This window comes from Bacillus sp. JH7, from assembly GCF_001563515.1.
GTDB classification, from domain to species: Bacteria; Bacillota; Bacilli; order Bacillales; family Bacillaceae_G; genus Bacillus_A; species Bacillus_A cereus.
The window spans coordinates 2556707-2572896 of sequence record NZ_LPUS01000001.1; the positions used below are offsets into that span (position 1 = coordinate 2556707).

Sequence of the window (16190 nt, forward strand, 5' to 3'; positions counted from 1 at the left end):
CCTTCAAATCGGCAATTGAATTTCTATTTTTGTACCCTTTTTCAGCTCTGTTATAATTTGAAACGATCCCTTCATTAACTGAATACGTTCCTTCATACTTTTCAGGCCAAGTGCTGATTCCCTTACTTGTTCTTGTATAAATCCTATTCCATTGTCTTCTATGTAAAATTGTAACTGGTTATTTTCTATTTTCAAAAGAATATGTACCTTTTCACACGAAGCATGCTTTTTACAATTATGTAGCGCCTCTTGGCTAATACGCCATAAAACTTCTTCTATTTCATCCCCCATTGAAACCATCCCATCAATTCGAACTTCCACTTGAACTCCTAATAACTTCCCGTAATTTTGAATTGCTTCTGCTAATCCTTTCTCCAATCCTTCAGGTCTTAATTGCCAAATTAATAGCGTCATCTCTTGTAATGCTTCTTGTGATAATTCCCCAATATAACTTAACATCTCTTGCAATTCTCTATCTTGCGTCATATTCAGAGTACCTTTCGCTGTTAGCATAATAGAAAATAACAATTGTTTTACTGAATCATGTAAATCACGTGCAAGTCGATTTCTTTCCGCTACCACTACATATTTACGTTCTTTCTCAACTAATTGAATACGTTGTATTGTCGTTCCAATTTGAAATGCAATTGATTCTAATAATGCTAACTCTTCCTCAGAAAAATGAGTCTTATGAGGTGCAGCCACATTTAGTAGACCAAATTTTTCTGATCCAGACCTAAGCGGAATTGTCGCATGATGTGTAACATCTTCTGTCTCTCCCCAATTACATTCAATTGCATCTTCTATTCGCTTACATTCAATAATATTAGTCGCTTTTTCCAATCTCCCATTCACAAAACGTTCTACACACCAACAGTTTCCTTCACACATCGGCTTCTTCTTTTGCCACGTAAGAGCCTCTGGTAAATTTTCGTCTACAAGCATACTGTGCTTTCCACTTTCATCAATAAAGAATATCCACCCTGTTTGTAAATTCATTACTTGTAACAATGTATGCAACACTTTTTCTAACATATCCTGTAAGTTTGTTGCTTCATTTAATAATTCAGCAATTTCTTTTAATGCTTCTAAACGACGCATCTCTTTTTCTTCAAAGTTCATTCTCATCACCAACTACAATTATAACATTAAGAAATTTCTAAATTCTATAAATAAAAAAAGAACCGAATTCCTTCAGCCCTTTCTTTATATCAATCATTTTATTATTGTTATTCTATCCAATGTTGGAAGCAGAATTTTTGTTAACAAACGATTCTACTTTAGTTGTCCGATAAAGATTGTCCACCATGGATATGCTGTAAACCTTCAGTAGTAACAACCATATTCGCTGCTGGCATTTGCACTTGATTTTTATGGAACATAGACATTAATTCAAATCTTACTTGTCTAGAAGTTTCAAAATAATCTTCTGGCTTTATTAAACCTGTAATACAAAATTCATAGCCAACATATTTCAAGTTAGGATTTAAGTCTGTAACACCGACGTATTTAAATGGTTCAACAGCCTCATCCTCTACTCTATAAAGAGTTTGATTCAATTTTTCATTGCATATAACACATACTTCTTCTAACAATTCCTTCACTCTTGTTGGATCTTCCTGATAACTTACCGTGATGCGTTCAATTACACGCATCCATCCTTTATTAAAATTTTGTATCGTTCTAATCTCTCCGTGCGGGATGGTAAGTAGTTTTCCTGACCATTCACGAATTTGCATAAAACGAATACTAATCTCTTCAATAGTTCCTGAATTTGTTCCGTTAAAAGTTACAAAATCACCAACCCGAAACTCTTTGTCCGCTAATCTTGCAAAGCCTAATATAACATCTTTTAGCATCTGTTGTGCAGCAAAACCGATGACAACTCCAGCTATCCCTGCACCTGCAATAATACTTTTTATATCTACAAATTGGCTAATTAAATATATGATAAGACTGATGATAATGATATATCTAAAAATAGATCGAATTACACTTTGAATTGTCTGCTCTACCTCTTCATCAAAAAAGCTTGATTTCCTAAAAAACCAATCAATAATACGGTTTATTACAAAAGAAATAATGATTAAAACTAAAGCAAATAGTAAAAATCTTAAAAGTAAAAACTCTCGTACATAATTAAAAAATTCTTCCGTATACGTTAATAAGCTCATTTAACCACTTCCTTACTAATTAAAAAATTCATAATCGCCTAAGTTTGTTCCAGAAAAATCTATTATCCTAATCTTAAATGCCACTACCCTTACTATGTATTTTGACTCTATTACTAATTCACTTTAAACAGTATGTCTAGCTGTTCTTTTTCCTGTCCCTTTAAATATACCCTTTTTAATAATCTAAAGGGAGCTAATAGTGATTTTTTAATATTACAACTTTATTCTACTCATTACGATTTCAATTAATTTATTAACTAAGTACAAAAAAGAGCTGAAATCATCAGCTCTTTTATTCGATGTTAATTGTTGTCTTACTGTTTTTTTCTTCTTTCAGTTTTGGTAATTCTATTGTCAGTACGCCATCTTTATAATTTGCTCTAACATTTTCTTCCTCAACTTGTTTAAAACTAAAGCGTCGAGTTACAGAACCTATAGAACGTTCTTTACGAATATATGTGCCATTCTCATTTTTTTCTTCTACTTCATTATGGTTAGTTGCTTGAATCGTTAATACATCTTGTTCAAAATCAACTTGAATGTTTTCTTTTTGAAAACCTGGTAAATCTGCTTTCACAGTATATTTATCAGATTTCTCATGAACATCTACTTTAAAAGTATCCATGTTCAGTGGCTTAAAGAAAGCATCTGTCATCCCTTCTAATAAAGAAGGCCCAAAATCAAAAATACCATTTTGACGTTTTGTTATCTCTGGAAATAAATTACGCATATTTTTTCCTCCTTATTATTTATGAATGAAAGATTATCTCTTTCTGCCTTTATTATAACATTTGGTCAAAAAAGGTCAAAGGTTTTGTTTGACCTTTTTTGATGTATATTTTACCAAATAACACAAATAAGTTATATGTCTTCTCTCCCCTTATAAAGAGGAATATATTTACATAATAACGAATAGTTTATTTGCTCTTATTTTTTCTTACGGAGGTTACATACAATGGGATATATTGAAGAACTTAGAAAAGTTGTCGGATCAAGACCACTCAATTTATTAGGCGTTGCGGTAGCTGTTTTCAATGAACAAGGACAAATAAAAGAGACCTTTTTTAAAGGCCTCTTTTTTCACTTCACTTCTGCATGTAAGCATGACTTAAAATGTCCAAGTGCAAATTCATGTCCTTGCGCATTAAAAGATGCAACTGCCTTTTCATAAACAACAATTTTAAACCCTTTATTATACGCATCTACTGCTGTATGAAGAACACAAATATCAGTACATACCCCTACAAGATGAACCTCTTCAATTCCTCTTTCTCTTAGCTTCATCTCTAAATCCGTTCCAGCAAATGCACTATACCGTGTTTTATCCATGTAATATACATTCTCTGCATTTTTATATGTTTCGTACACATCTTGTAATTCACCAAACAAATCTCTTCCACTTGTACCAGCTATATTATGAGACGGGAATAACTTTGATTCTGGATGATATACATCATTTTCTTCATGTTTATCAATAGCAAAGACAACGTAATCTCCATTTTCAATATATTGCTTCGTTATATGTACAATTTCCTTCTCAATTTCCTGTCCTGGTTTCCCGCATGTTAAAGCGCCTTTCTCAGCTACAAAATCATATGTATAATCAATATTTATAAGAGCTCGTTTCATTACTATCTCTCCTTCTCCTGTTTCACAGTAAACAATAGAAAATTTGTTATTACGACATCGTATGTACTATTCGACATTTCAAATGAAATACCTACATTTTTCTTGCAAAACTCACCTTAATCCGAGTTTATCATAAAGTGAAACTTTAATCATTGGAGAGTTTGTTCATCTCCAATGATTATCAGCCCTCATCAATCGTGCATTTACAGGCAGTTGATCTCCCACCTAATCTCCTCACCTATACCGAGTTTTAAGGTAAGGTCTTACTGCCCGTTAGTGCGAGATATAATAGATAAACAATGGTAAAACAAATAGCTCCTATTGATAAGTCATGAATTTGATAATTGAGCGTAGCTTGAATCATCTCTTGTATCGTAAACCAAAATACTGCCATCATCATACTAATCAAGACGATACGAATACACCGATTCACATCTTCAACCTCTTTCTCTGTCATAGTAGTAACAAGTGATTACTTCCTATTTAATCGTATTAGAAAATGAAATAAGTTATTCACTCTTGCACACTCTAGTCCAAACAAAAAAGCACACTACTTTTTGAGTAATGTACTTTTTATTCTTGTTAAGACGCAGGTTTTGTCTCAAATGTTGCTTGATTAAAACTAATAACCTTTCCTTTCGGGTCATTGTTTTCATACTGAACTGCAGTAATTGTATGACTACCTGTTTCCAGCGTTTTTTCTTTTAACTGCACTGTTGTCTGCGTTGTACTAGTTACTTGATGTTTATCTGTATACATTTGATCTACAAATACGAATGTTTCTTTATCACTTTGAAAATTAGAAAGTTCTAATTCAACTTGCTGAATTAACGTATCCTTTTTGATGAATACAGTCGGTATATTGCCGTTTTCAGAAGTACCATCTGGAGTAATAACTTTTACTTTCCCTTCTCCAATTGACATTGCTCCTTCAGGAAATACAACCATATTCTCATCACTTGCGTTTACAACTTGTTCTTCCTGTTTTGATTGCGCGTCCTCTTTTTCCTGTGGAGCACCGCAACCAACTAATAACAATACAGACAATCCAGTGATTATGAATTTTTTCAAAATTCATCCCCCCTGTAACTTCATTATAATTTATTATACAAAAATAACTTTTAAATTTTGAGACTACTTTCAACACTTTCATGAACAAATAGAATCTTGCTCACGATTAATGTATCATACTTTCCTTAATAGAACATTAATTTTTTTTATGAAATAAATAGTAATTCCCTCTTATCTATCATTTTAGCCCAACATATGAATTACATACCCTCAAAAATAAAAAGACATTGTTAGTTCAATGTCTTTTCTATACAGCAATTAAAAAACAAACGTTGTAATCTCATCTACTTCTTTTCTTGGAAGTTTCTTCGGTTTATCTTTCGGAAATCCGAGTGAAATAACCATATTTATTTGTTTTTCAGGCTCAATTTGTAAATATTGGCGCAGTTCATCTTGAGCTAGCAATACTGGCCCTGTCATTGGACAAGTACCAAGTCCCTTTGCATGTGCAGCTAACATTAAGTTTTGTGCCGCTAAACAGCTACTCTTAATGCCTTCTTCTTCCCAAACTGAATCTGGAACAAAAGCAATTGGATCAAATATCTTTTCACGGAACTTTGATTCATATGGTGTTGCCAAACATACGATTAATACTGGTGCCTCCGAGAAAGCTGTTGCATATGGTCCGAAAGAACGTGTAAGTAATTTCCCTGCTTTCTCTTCTCCATTTTCTGCTGCTTTTGCCGCAAGTTTATGTAATGCATCCCATGTCATTTGTTCAATTTCTTTAATCTTCTCTCGATTCATGATAACTAAGAATTCCCACGTTTGTGAATTCGTATCACTCGGTGCGTAACGAGCACAATCAATTATTTCTTTTATATCATTAGTAGATACTTCTTGATCTGTAAACTTTCTAACACTTCGTCTTCCGTGAATTACTTCTTTAAAATCTTCATAATTCATATATTAAATCCCCTTTTTACAGCGTTTTCAAAACTTGTCCTATGCTTGAATTATATCATGAAAAAAAGCCGGAAGAATACCAGCTTTTTTCTTCATGATTAATTTTTCACTTTAAACAAACGAATACTCTCTTCGTATGCAGCTTGTAGTTTTTTCGTAATTGGTCCTCTTTCACCAGCCCCGAACTGTTCATCACCAATTTGAACGACTGGGAATATTTCAAGTGGCGTCGCTGTAAAAAAGCACTCCTCAGCGTCATATACTTCTTGTAATGAAAACTCTCGTTCCTCTACATCGATATGTAACTCTTTCGCTAATGTAATTACGTAGTGACGTGTAATACCATGTAAAATGAAATAATCCGCTGGATGTGTAATCAACTTATTATTCTTCACGATAAAGAAATTGGAATGACACCCTTCGGTCACAATACCATCTCGTACTAATATTGCTTCTTGATACCCTTGTTCATTTATTTTGTTTTTGATCATGATATTAGGAAGCAAATTTAAAGATTTTATATGGCAAAACTTCCACCTGATGTCCTCTTCTACTGTCACCTTAATCCCTGCCTCCATTGAAGCAACTGGTCTTGGGAACGAAACAAGATTTGCAAAATATGTCGGTTGTAAATCTGATTCATATACATGATTGCGCGGTTGTGTACCTCTTGATATTTGTAAATATACATTCCCATCTTCTTGAAACTGATTTTTTTCAATCATTTGATATAACTCTTCTACTAATTCTTCCTTCGTAAATGGTGGAATTAGTTTTATTTCTGCCATAGAGTTAAAGAATCGTTCTAAATGTAAATCTAATAAATGTGGCTTCCCGTCATATAGTCTGAATACCTCGTATATACCATCACCAAATTGAAAGCCTCTCTCCTCTAATGGAATCATCGGCTGTTCTTCCTTCGTATTTACAATTCTTCCGTTAAATAAAATCCAATCTTTATGAGTAGCTTTCATTCTTCCCCACTCCTTTATCACATGATTGTTTTAATTGTACAACTTATCTACACTCAAAAGAAGGAATTTTCTGTATTTTAACAAACAAAAAAGTGCATCACTTATTTAAAGGGATGCACTCGACTATTCATTTACTTCAGAAAATATTTTTCAATATCATCTAACATAAGATTTGCAGCTACAATACCACCTGCTGTATTCCAAATCACTTCATCTACTTGGAATACTTTATTATTTTTAGAAGCCTGTAGTTGCTTAAAGAGTGGATCTTCTGTCCATTCCTTCGCTAACGAATTTCCTTCATTATTCTTATCTGCATCTTTATCAGACGTGAAATAGAATAAGTAGTCTCCGTCCATATTTGGAATCTGCTCTTTTGTAATTCCTTTTATCGCAAAATCATCTTTATCTTGTAATGGTGGTCGTTTAAATCCAATATCATTTAAAACAACGCCCGAGAATGAGTTTTTTTGATAAATGCGAACATCACCTGGCACGAAACGAATAATAGAAACTTTAGAATTCAATTTATCGCCTAACTTCTCTTTCATTCCTTCAATGCGTTTTTTATAATCATCAAGAGCTTTTTGCCCTTCTTTTTCTTTATTTACAGCTTTTGTATAAAGTGTAAAGTTTTCTTTCCAATCACCGCGTAATGTTTCTGCATAAACAGTTGGTGCGATTTCTTTTAGCTGATCATATATTTTTTCATGACGCATTTTATTTCCGATAATTAAATCTGGCTTAAGCTTCATTACAGCCTCTAAATTAATATCACGTTCAGTTCCTACAACTTCCGTGTTTTTTAACTCTTTCGCTAAATGAGGATACCATTCATCACCAGCACGTGGTTTCGTAGTCCCCACTGGCGTTACGCCCACAGCTAGGAGAGCCTCTGCGCCTTCATTTGTTAAAACAACAACTTTTTTAGGTGTACCATTTACTGTCGTTTCACCCATTGCATGCTTTACCGTATATGAATCTTTTGCTTTCGCTGATATATTATTTTCTTTTTTCTCTTCTTTACTACATCCTGCAATTACAACCATGAGTATCATAATGCAGAACATAATTAGTTTTTTAGTATGTATCATATGTCCTCCCTAGATGAAATCGATTATCATTAACATTTAAAGATTAATGTATCTTACATACATTGTCAATGTATATAAGAAAACTTTTTTAATATATACTTTTTAGATTCTATCCGCTTTTCTAATGTTTCTTTTTAAAATATAGTGCATAAGTATGAAAATAAATGTTGTTATTAAAATGCGCATCCTTGTTATACATAACAAGGATACGCATCCATATTGCATTATCATTTCAATTCCTAATATTGAGTATATTTAATATACGCTGGGTCATTATATACCCACTGATTTCCACCAAGGTTTAACCAACCATTTTCATTTATATATACTAAATAAGATTCTGGAGAATTTAATTGGCGGATAACTGCAGATGTAGTTGATGGACCACTTCTTAAATTTACATTCATCCCTTGTATATATGCAACCCCAATCGGGCTTCCATCACTATTGCTTGTCTTTACAAAATTAATGTACGAAGGATCATTATACACCCATTGTCCATTCCCCAAATCTAGCCATCCGTTACTTTCCTGATATACAACGTAAGATTCTGGAGAATTTAATTGACGAATAACTGAGGAAGAAGTTGATGGACCATTTCTTAAATTTACATTTTTCCCAAGAATATAAGCGATTCCCTTCGTTTGAGGTGTCGGTTGTGGGTTAGGAGGTTGTGGATTTGGAGCTACTCCAAAAATAGCTGCTATTCCATTTGCATACGCTTGACTTAGATCTTCAATAAATTGTGGATTTTTTAATAAATTTGCATCAAACGCTGTATCAATAAAAGCAGTCTCAGTTAAAATTGCATCCATTGCGGTTTCTCTTAATACCGCATAATTTTCTTTTTTTGCTCCTCGATCACGAAGACCATATTTTGTTAATACAGGATTGACAGCTGTATGCATTTTTTGTTGCTTTGCATATGCAGTGCTGCTATTGGATAACGCATTATAAATATAACTTTCAAAACCTGTACCCCCGCCGCTATTAATATGAAATGAAATAAAATAATCCGCACTGAAAGCATTAGCAATATTAGCACGTTCCGATAAAGAAATAAACACATCACTATCACGTGTCATTTTAATTGTAATTGGGTAATTTACCGTTAAAATGTCTCGAACGCGTCTAGCAATTTGAAGTGTTAAGTTTTTTTCTACTAAACCATTACCAACAGCACCAGAATCATATCCACCGTGCCCTGCGTCTATAACAAGTTTCATTTTATTGCCCCGCCCCTTTCTTGTAATATGTTTGCATTTCTACTCGTCCTATTTTATGTGAAATGTACAGGTTCTGTTACAATTGCAAATAAAAAAACCGCCTTATGTAAGGCGGTTTCTATCATCTTGCTTTAACCAATTTAAAATAAATATATACGATTGATAGTGAACATAACGTATGCAAAATAAAATAAATAAAAGTGCTATTCCAACACCACTATAAAGTAAACCAAACTTTAAAAAAACATTTACAAGTGGTGGAAAGTTCATTAAATTTTGTAATGTACTAAGCATACAAAACATAATGAAAAAGACAGGGATGTATTGTAATTCATACGGCTTTTTTTTCTTACTCATTCTTTTCCGAATGATTATATGACATAATTCTGCTACTATAAAGCACCCTCCAATTAATACAAGACCAGAAGTCATCGTCATACATCCACCTGCCTTATATTTATTGTATCGCATAAATAATCATCGTTATATTTTCTTTACATACTCTTCATCTTCTGAAGCAAAACCAAAACTCTCTATGAAAGACTTCGCCTTTTCTGTTAATTCCTCTTGTAGCACTGTTATTTCTTTCACATTTCTTTGTTTCATCATTTCTTCAAATGTAAAATACGTATTTGTACCATAACCGTAACCTTGGTAATCAAAATGAATAATTAGCTGTGATAAAACAGCCCGTTCCTCTTGTACACTATAATCTATTACACCAATATATGTATCATCAACTTTCACACAGTACTGTACCTTTTTCTCACCTAAACTATGCGATTTAAACATTTCTTTAACAACGCTTTCATTTTCTACAGTAACTTTCTCAAACGTAATCATATGTTGTCCATCCTTTTACTATTATTGTATCAATAATACTTCCTATTTATGAAAAAAACCTTAAGACCGTATGCGATCTTAAGGTTTTTCTAATTAAACTAAGCTATACGCACGTTTTGTTTCTTCATGGAACTTATTCGTATCGTATTTATGCTCAACATAAATTTGGTGCCATACCATAAACGCAAGTACAGTCCAAATTTTACGGCTATAATCGCCTTTATCTGCACAATGTGCTTCCAGTAAGTTTAATACATACTGTTTGTCGATTAAATGCTCTGTCTTACTTTCGTTTATAATATTTATAGCCCAATCATGCATTTCGTCTTTTAACCAGTGACGAATTGGTACTGGGAATCCAAGTTTTTTACGATCTAATACGTGATCTGGAACGATTCCGCGTGCTGCTTCACGTAAAATAGCTTTCGTAGTTCCGTTAGCAATCTTAAATTCAGTTGGAATTTTAGATGCAACATCGAATACTTCTTTATCTAAGAACGGTACACGAAGTTCTAATGAGTTTGCCATTGTCATTTTATCAGCTTTTAATAAAATGTCACCGCGTAGCCATGTGAACATGTCAATGTACTGCATTTTACTTACATCATCATAATCTTTAATCTCGTTATACAATGGTTTCGTGATATCCATATAGTTAACACTTTCATTGTAATACTTCATTAATTCAGCTTTTTCTTCTTCACGGAAGATTTTAGCATTTCCATAGTAACGCTCTTCAATTGGTGTACATCCACGCTCTAGGAAGCTCTTACCTTTAAATCCTTCTTTAAGAGCACCACTTAATGCTTTTAGAACGCTCTTACCTGGGCTAGGAATGTAAGAGAACATTTTTAGTGAGTTTGGCTCACGGTAAATGTTATAACCACCAAATAGCTCGTCTGCGCCTTCACCAGAAAGAACAACTGTTACATGTTTACGTGCTTCTTTCGCAACGAAGTACAATGGTACAGCTGCTGGATCAGCTAAAGGATCATCCATATGCCAAATGATTTTTGGGAACTCATCCATAAATTCTTTCGCTGAAATGAATACGTTATGGTTTTTAACGCCTAATTTCTCAGCAGTTTCTTTCGCAACATCAACTTCACTGAAACCACGTTGCTCAAAACCAACAGAGAATGTTAAAAGATTTGGATTCATTTCTCTTGCGATAGAAGCGATGATAGATGAATCGATACCACCAGATAAGAATGAACCTACTGGTACATCACTACGCATATGCACTTTTACTGAATCATATAACACATCACGAATTGCTTGGATATGCTCCTCTTTCGTTGCACTTGAAGCGTTGAAATAAGGTTTCCAGTAGCGATGGATTTCCATCTCTTTACCGATTTCTTTTACGAAATAATGACCAGGCTCGATTTTATTAACATCAATTGTTAACGTTTCTGGCTCTGGACCATATTGGTACGTAAAGTAATGTTGTAGTGACGTTGGATTAACGCCTTTATCTTCCATCACATGCATAATACTTTTCTTCTCAGATGCGAAGAATGTAGTATCACCTTGTTGTGCAATGTATAAAGGTTTAATACCGAAGTGGTCACGTGCACCGAAAAGTTTCTTTTCCTCACGATCCCAAATCATAAATGCAAACATACCACGAAGGTAGTCTACACATTTTTCTTTCATATGTGCATACAATGCAATGATAACTTCTGTATCAGATTGCGTTGCAAACGTTGCACCTTTTTCAAGTAACATTTCACGTAATTCTACATAGTTGTAAATTTCACCATTAAAAATAATTACATATCGATCATTTTCATAAGTTAGCGGCTGATGTCCTGCCTCTAAGTCAATGATGCTTAAACGGCGGAAGCCAAATTGTACATGTTCATCACGAAAATATCCTTCGTCATCTGGACCACGGTGGAAAATCATCGTGTTCATATTTTCAAATTGATGTTTTTCTGTTTCTGAAAACTCTCTAGGGTTTTCACATAAACATCCTACAAAACCACACATACTTCTTACCCTCTTTCAGTTTTCATTCTGTCTCTATACTACTATATCAACCCTATTTATACTAGCATAATCAACTGAATATGGCGACCAAAAACTATAAAAAAATCACTCCATTTCACATTTTTAACAATTTTTTATGAAAACATGAAAACTAGGCACTCACCTTTCTCCGCTTTTGTCATATGATATTGCAAATTGATTTCTAGGAGGGAATACCATGAGTGAAGAAAAAAAAGATTCTTCTCGCCCACCGGTTCGTAATTACTTAAAGCAAATTGATGATTTCTTCGAGCAAACACCTCTTCGCAATGTAATCGCTGATTTAAATCATTTTTTCCAAAAAGGAAACCGTTTATTAACATTCCCTGTAGATTTATATGAAGTTGGTGAAGAACTCGTTGTTACAGCTGAACTACCAGGTATACAAAAAGAACAAATCCAAATTGAAATACAAAGTGAATACTTAAAAGTCTCTGTAAAAGAAGAGATACTTGAAGAGGAAGAAGAACAAACATCCCATAACTATTATCGCCGAGAACGTTCCATTTCAGAAGCATCAAGATTGATTAAATTGCCGTATTCAATTAATAAAAAAGCGGCAAAAGCTTCTTATCAAAACGGCGTATTAGAAATTCGGGCGCCGAAACTTCCCCAGCAACATGACATTTTATCGATAGACTAATGCAAAAAAATAAGGGTGCTATGCACCCTTATTTTTAACCCACTAATCGCTTCATATCACGTATAATGTCTTCGTATGGCGTATTACTAATGCCACTATACTTTTTCATTACTTTTCCGTTTTGATCAATTAAATAAAATGATGTCCCATGCATGACCTGACCGTTCTCCGGCTTATCTACAAGTGATTGGAAATTATCTTTTGAAAACTTTGTAATATCTTCTAACGAATACCCCGTTAATAAATTCCAGTTACTAGTATCCTCTGTAAACTTTTGAATAAAAGCTTTCAGATTTTCTGGCTTATCAAGGTCTGGATCTACACTAAATGAAACAAACTGAACGTCTAATTTCTCTTCTTTTGCCATCTTTTGAAGCTTGGCCATATTTGCAGTCATTGGTGGACAAACTGTCTGACAATTTGTGAACATAAAATCTGCAACCCAAACTTTCCCTTTTAAATCTTTTGTACCAAATTTCTTTCCATCTTGATTTGTAAATTGGAAGGTTTCTAAATCCCAATTTAATGGTTTACGAAGCTTTGAACCTGATTCACTACATCCAGCAAGTACAAAGAGACAAAATACAACCATAAGACCAATTATTTTTTGATAACGCTTCATTTATAAACCTCTTTTCTCTATCCTAAATTTAAATAGGTTATGTTTATAATAACAAAAGTTAACACTACGAGAAAATTGTTTACTACATTTGTTCACGAAATCGTACGAATTTACGTATGTTACTTCTTTATTTCAAGCGAATTACTAGACAAAATATATTTTTTTACTATTATTTCTCTAAATAAAAGTGATAAAACTAATTTCATTGTTACTTTTGTAAATACCTCTCCCTATTTTTTAACAATTCCTTAAACATTAATCCATGTTTTACACTGTATTCCTTAACAACATTTCGGTACAATACAAATACAACGATTTTAAATGAGGTGATGTTCATGGCAAAGCGCTATGAAAATATGGATAATGTTAGTACAAAAAAATCAATTCGCTCTTTTTTACGCTGGCGTAAAGAACGAAAGCAAAACAAAAAAGATTTTTCTTTCTTAGTAGAACAATCACCCGTTAAACAAAGTGCATTTTTGCAAAGTAATGTTGAAAAAACGACTATCACATGGATTGGGCATTCCACTTTTCTTATCCAAACGAATGGACTTAATATATTAACAGATCCAGTATGGGCTAATAAATTAAAGCTAGTTCCAAGACTTACAGAACCTGGACTCTCTATAGAAGCACTACCTAAAATTGATATTGTCCTTATTTCACATGGTCATTATGATCATTTAGATTTTTCAACTCTTCGTCAGTTGAATGATGATGTTCTATATCTTGTACCTATTGGATTAAAAAAATTATTTACTCGTAAGAAATTTAAACATGTAGAAGAGTATAAATGGTGGGAAAGTACGATAATTAACGAAGTTTCTTTTCACTTCGTACCCGCTCAGCACTGGACGAGAAGATTCTTATTTGATATGAATACATCTCACTGGGGCGGATGGATTATTGATAATGAAACGACTATGGAAACCATATATTTTTGTGGTGACAGTGGCTATTTCCAAGGTTTCAAAGAAATTGGTGAACGCTTTTTAATTGATATTGCTCTTATGCCCATTGGCGCTTATGAACCAGAATGGTTTATGAAAGTATCTCATGTTTCACCTGAAGAGGCCGTGCAAGCTTATTTAGATTTAAACGCTACACATTTTATACCAATGCATTACGGAGCTTTTGCACTTGCCGATGAAACACCTCGTGAAGCAATAACTAGACTTCGAAATAATTGGAATTTGCGCATGTTACCGTGGGAACAACTGCATGTACTCTTTTTAGGTCAAACTTTTATTTATAGTAACGCAACAAATGATAAGAAAATAAACGAAAAAATTGAAACTTTACATGTGTAACGTAATGACTGATTTTCTATATCCAACATATAATATAGAAAATCCTATAGTGAAACTTTAATTAGTGGGATTTCTTCATCCCCACTGATTATTTGCCTTCACCAATCAAGCTTTTACGGGCAGCCCGCTATCTAACCTCTTTGCTCCAGCTAAATTTGAGGTAGAGAGTTTTACTGTCCGCAAATAGCGGGATAAAGGGTGTTTTCTATGAATGAATATTTACAGACTCGCTATATCATTAGCGGTAGTGCCTGTGTAGCTCTTCTTATTTCTTACTTTCTATTTACATAAAAAAGCTACTTGAAATATATTTTCAAGTAGCTTTTTTATTACTCTGCTAAATACATAAATCCGATTGCACCTGGACCTGTATGAGTACTAATTATAGGCGTTGTATAGAAAATTTCTGATTGAGCAAAGCCACTCACTTTTTCAACCGCCGCTTTCATACTTTCAGCTAAAGGAATTGCTTTCGCATGCGGAATTGCAACAGCCTTTACAACTTTTCCAGCTGTATCTTGCTCAAATAACTTAGCTAATGTTTTTACAATTTGGCCTTGGCTACGAACTTTCGTTACAGGATTATAAACACCGTCTTCAAGACTAGCAATTGGCTTTATATTAAGTAGCGAACCGATAAACGCTTTTCCTTTACCGATACGTCCACCCTTCACTAAGTTTTCTAATGTATCTACTACTACATATAAACGAGTATTCTTTCTTACTTCATCTACACGTTTTAAAATTTCTTCTAGTGAGCGTCCTTCATTTGCCATTTTTGCAGCTTCAATTACTTGATATGCTAAAGCATGTGTAATAAATTGAGAATCAACAACTGTTACTTTTGTATCGGTCATTGATGCAGCACTATTTGCAGTTGCTACAGTACCACTCATTCCACTTGTCATATGGATAGAAAGGACTTCGCTTCCATCTTCCCCTAGCTTGTCATACATTTCTACAAATGTACCCATAGCTGGTTGTGATGTTTTTGGTAATTCCTCTGATTTAATCATTTCTTCAATAAATTCGTCAGGTTGTAAATCAACGCGATCTAAATATGTTTGTCCATTTACAGAGATTGATAATGGTAAAACATGAATGTCATACTTTTCGATTACGTCTTGTGATAAATCTGCCGTTGAATCTGTTACAATTTTAATTTTTTGCATACTATACTTCTTCCCTTTCCAATACGCTCTCCTTGTTATTATACTAGTATTCCCATTGCTTTCAACAATTTGGAACGAAATTTCATCAAATTAATTATATTTTCATATCTAAAATAAAAAAGACAGAGTTTACTAACCCTGTCCGTACCTCGTATCATGCATTTTTTTCAAGGGTATTTGTTTTATATACATTTAAATAATCATTCCACTTCAAACAATTTTGTAAATATTCACGGAAAGAATACGAAAATCTTGGGTGTTTTTGTTTTTGAATTTTTGCAATAAATAATTGAAGACGAGACTGAATTAGAAACGATAATGGATGCTGTGCCTGTAGGACAGGGATTTCAAATATTTTAATGCAATCCCCTGTTGAATGAGTGAAATAAAAACTTTTCGTAATCACAATATCAATCCTCTTTTTCATTGGATTTTTGAACTTCCTCTACTTTGCGCTGTAACACGTTGTTTAAAGTGGAGTAAAATCAGACT

General features: G+C 33.5%; 18 protein-coding genes. 2 read left to right on the forward strand and 16 right to left on the reverse strand.

The window, feature by feature from the left end:
- Positions 1 to 3 precede the first annotated feature (3 nt).
- The 13 genes from casK to asnB form a co-directional block, all read right to left on the reverse strand.
- On the reverse strand, positions 4 to 1101 hold the full coding sequence (gene casK / locus AU379_RS12750) for a two-component system sensor histidine kinase CasK (RefSeq protein ID WP_172794115.1): 1098 nt from the start codon (positions 1099 to 1101) through the stop codon (positions 4 to 6).
- 179 nt (positions 1102 to 1280) lie between these two features.
- Entirely contained in the window at positions 1281 to 2174 is an 894-nt protein-coding gene (locus tag AU379_RS12755; protein ID WP_000055433.1) for a mechanosensitive ion channel family protein, read from the reverse strand.
- A gap of 292 nt (positions 2175 to 2466) precedes the next feature.
- A complete protein-coding gene (locus tag AU379_RS12760) occupies positions 2467 to 2904 on the reverse strand; it encodes an Hsp20/alpha crystallin family protein (protein WP_061139344.1) in 438 nt (145 codons plus the stop codon).
- A 350-nt stretch (positions 2905 to 3254) separates the two neighbouring features.
- Positions 3255 to 3803, reverse strand: coding sequence for an isochorismatase family cysteine hydrolase (locus AU379_RS12765; protein WP_000816767.1), 549 nt, complete (start codon positions 3801 to 3803; stop codon positions 3255 to 3257).
- A 250-nt stretch (positions 3804 to 4053) separates the two neighbouring features.
- On the reverse strand, positions 4054 to 4260 hold the full coding sequence (locus AU379_RS31210) for a hypothetical protein (RefSeq protein ID WP_061139345.1): 207 nt from the start codon (positions 4258 to 4260) through the stop codon (positions 4054 to 4056).
- Positions 4261 to 4385: 125 nt separating this feature from the next.
- On the reverse strand, positions 4386 to 4874 hold the full coding sequence (locus AU379_RS12775; RefSeq protein WP_000713496.1) for a hypothetical protein: 489 nt from the start codon (positions 4872 to 4874) through the stop codon (positions 4386 to 4388).
- Between the two features lie 258 nt (positions 4875 to 5132).
- Entirely contained in the window at positions 5133 to 5780 is a 648-nt protein-coding gene (locus tag AU379_RS12780; RefSeq protein WP_001105284.1) for a nitroreductase family protein, read from the reverse strand.
- A 98-nt stretch (positions 5781 to 5878) separates the two neighbouring features.
- Positions 5879 to 6754: a D-amino-acid transaminase gene (gene dat / locus AU379_RS12785; RefSeq protein ID WP_061139346.1), complete on the reverse strand. Its 876-nt coding sequence runs from the start codon at positions 6752 to 6754 to the stop codon at positions 5879 to 5881.
- A 131-nt stretch (positions 6755 to 6885) separates the two neighbouring features.
- On the reverse strand, positions 6886 to 7848 hold the full coding sequence (locus AU379_RS12790) for an iron-siderophore ABC transporter substrate-binding protein (protein WP_000581991.1): 963 nt from the start codon (positions 7846 to 7848) through the stop codon (positions 6886 to 6888).
- A 239-nt stretch (positions 7849 to 8087) separates the two neighbouring features.
- Positions 8088 to 9074 (reverse strand): N-acetylmuramoyl-L-alanine amidase, encoded by a 987-nt coding sequence (locus AU379_RS12795; RefSeq protein ID WP_000779890.1) that lies wholly within the window; start codon positions 9072 to 9074, stop codon positions 8088 to 8090.
- A gap of 102 nt (positions 9075 to 9176) precedes the next feature.
- Positions 9177 to 9506, reverse strand: coding sequence for a hypothetical protein (locus AU379_RS12800; RefSeq protein ID WP_000200459.1), 330 nt, complete (start codon positions 9504 to 9506; stop codon positions 9177 to 9179).
- 51 nt (positions 9507 to 9557) lie between these two features.
- Positions 9558 to 9917 carry a GNAT family N-acetyltransferase gene (locus AU379_RS12805; protein ID WP_061139347.1) on the reverse strand — a complete coding sequence of 120 codons (360 nt, stop codon included), beginning with the start codon at positions 9915 to 9917 and terminating at the stop codon, positions 9558 to 9560.
- 93 nt (positions 9918 to 10010) lie between these two features.
- Positions 10011 to 11912 carry an asparagine synthase (glutamine-hydrolyzing) gene (asnB, locus tag AU379_RS12810; RefSeq protein WP_000333816.1) on the reverse strand — a complete coding sequence of 634 codons (1902 nt, stop codon included), beginning with the start codon at positions 11910 to 11912 and terminating at the stop codon, positions 10011 to 10013.
- Positions 11913 to 12129: 217 nt separating this feature from the next.
- Between asnB and AU379_RS12815 the strand changes: the two genes are divergently transcribed.
- On the forward strand, positions 12130 to 12594 hold the full coding sequence (locus tag AU379_RS12815; protein WP_001288085.1) for an Hsp20/alpha crystallin family protein: 465 nt from the start codon (positions 12130 to 12132) through the stop codon (positions 12592 to 12594).
- Between the two features lie 34 nt (positions 12595 to 12628).
- On the opposite strand, the gene AU379_RS12820 is transcribed toward AU379_RS12815, so the two are convergent.
- Positions 12629 to 13216 carry an SCO family protein gene (locus AU379_RS12820; protein WP_000833331.1) on the reverse strand — a complete coding sequence of 196 codons (588 nt, stop codon included), beginning with the start codon at positions 13214 to 13216 and terminating at the stop codon, positions 12629 to 12631.
- A 335-nt stretch (positions 13217 to 13551) separates the two neighbouring features.
- On the opposite strand from AU379_RS12820, the gene AU379_RS12825 reads away from it, so the two are divergent.
- Positions 13552 to 14526: an MBL fold metallo-hydrolase gene (locus tag AU379_RS12825; RefSeq protein ID WP_061139348.1), complete on the forward strand. Its 975-nt coding sequence runs from the start codon at positions 13552 to 13554 to the stop codon at positions 14524 to 14526.
- Positions 14527 to 14855: 329 nt separating this feature from the next.
- Here AU379_RS12825 and AU379_RS12830 read toward each other — a convergent pair whose 3' ends face one another.
- Positions 14856 to 15698: a DegV family protein gene (locus AU379_RS12830; protein WP_061139349.1), complete on the reverse strand. Its 843-nt coding sequence runs from the start codon at positions 15696 to 15698 to the stop codon at positions 14856 to 14858.
- A 154-nt stretch (positions 15699 to 15852) separates the two neighbouring features.
- Entirely contained in the window at positions 15853 to 16104 is a 252-nt protein-coding gene (locus tag AU379_RS12835) for a DUF2535 family protein (RefSeq protein ID WP_000629012.1), read from the reverse strand.
- Between the last annotated feature and the right edge of the window lie 86 nt (positions 16105 to 16190).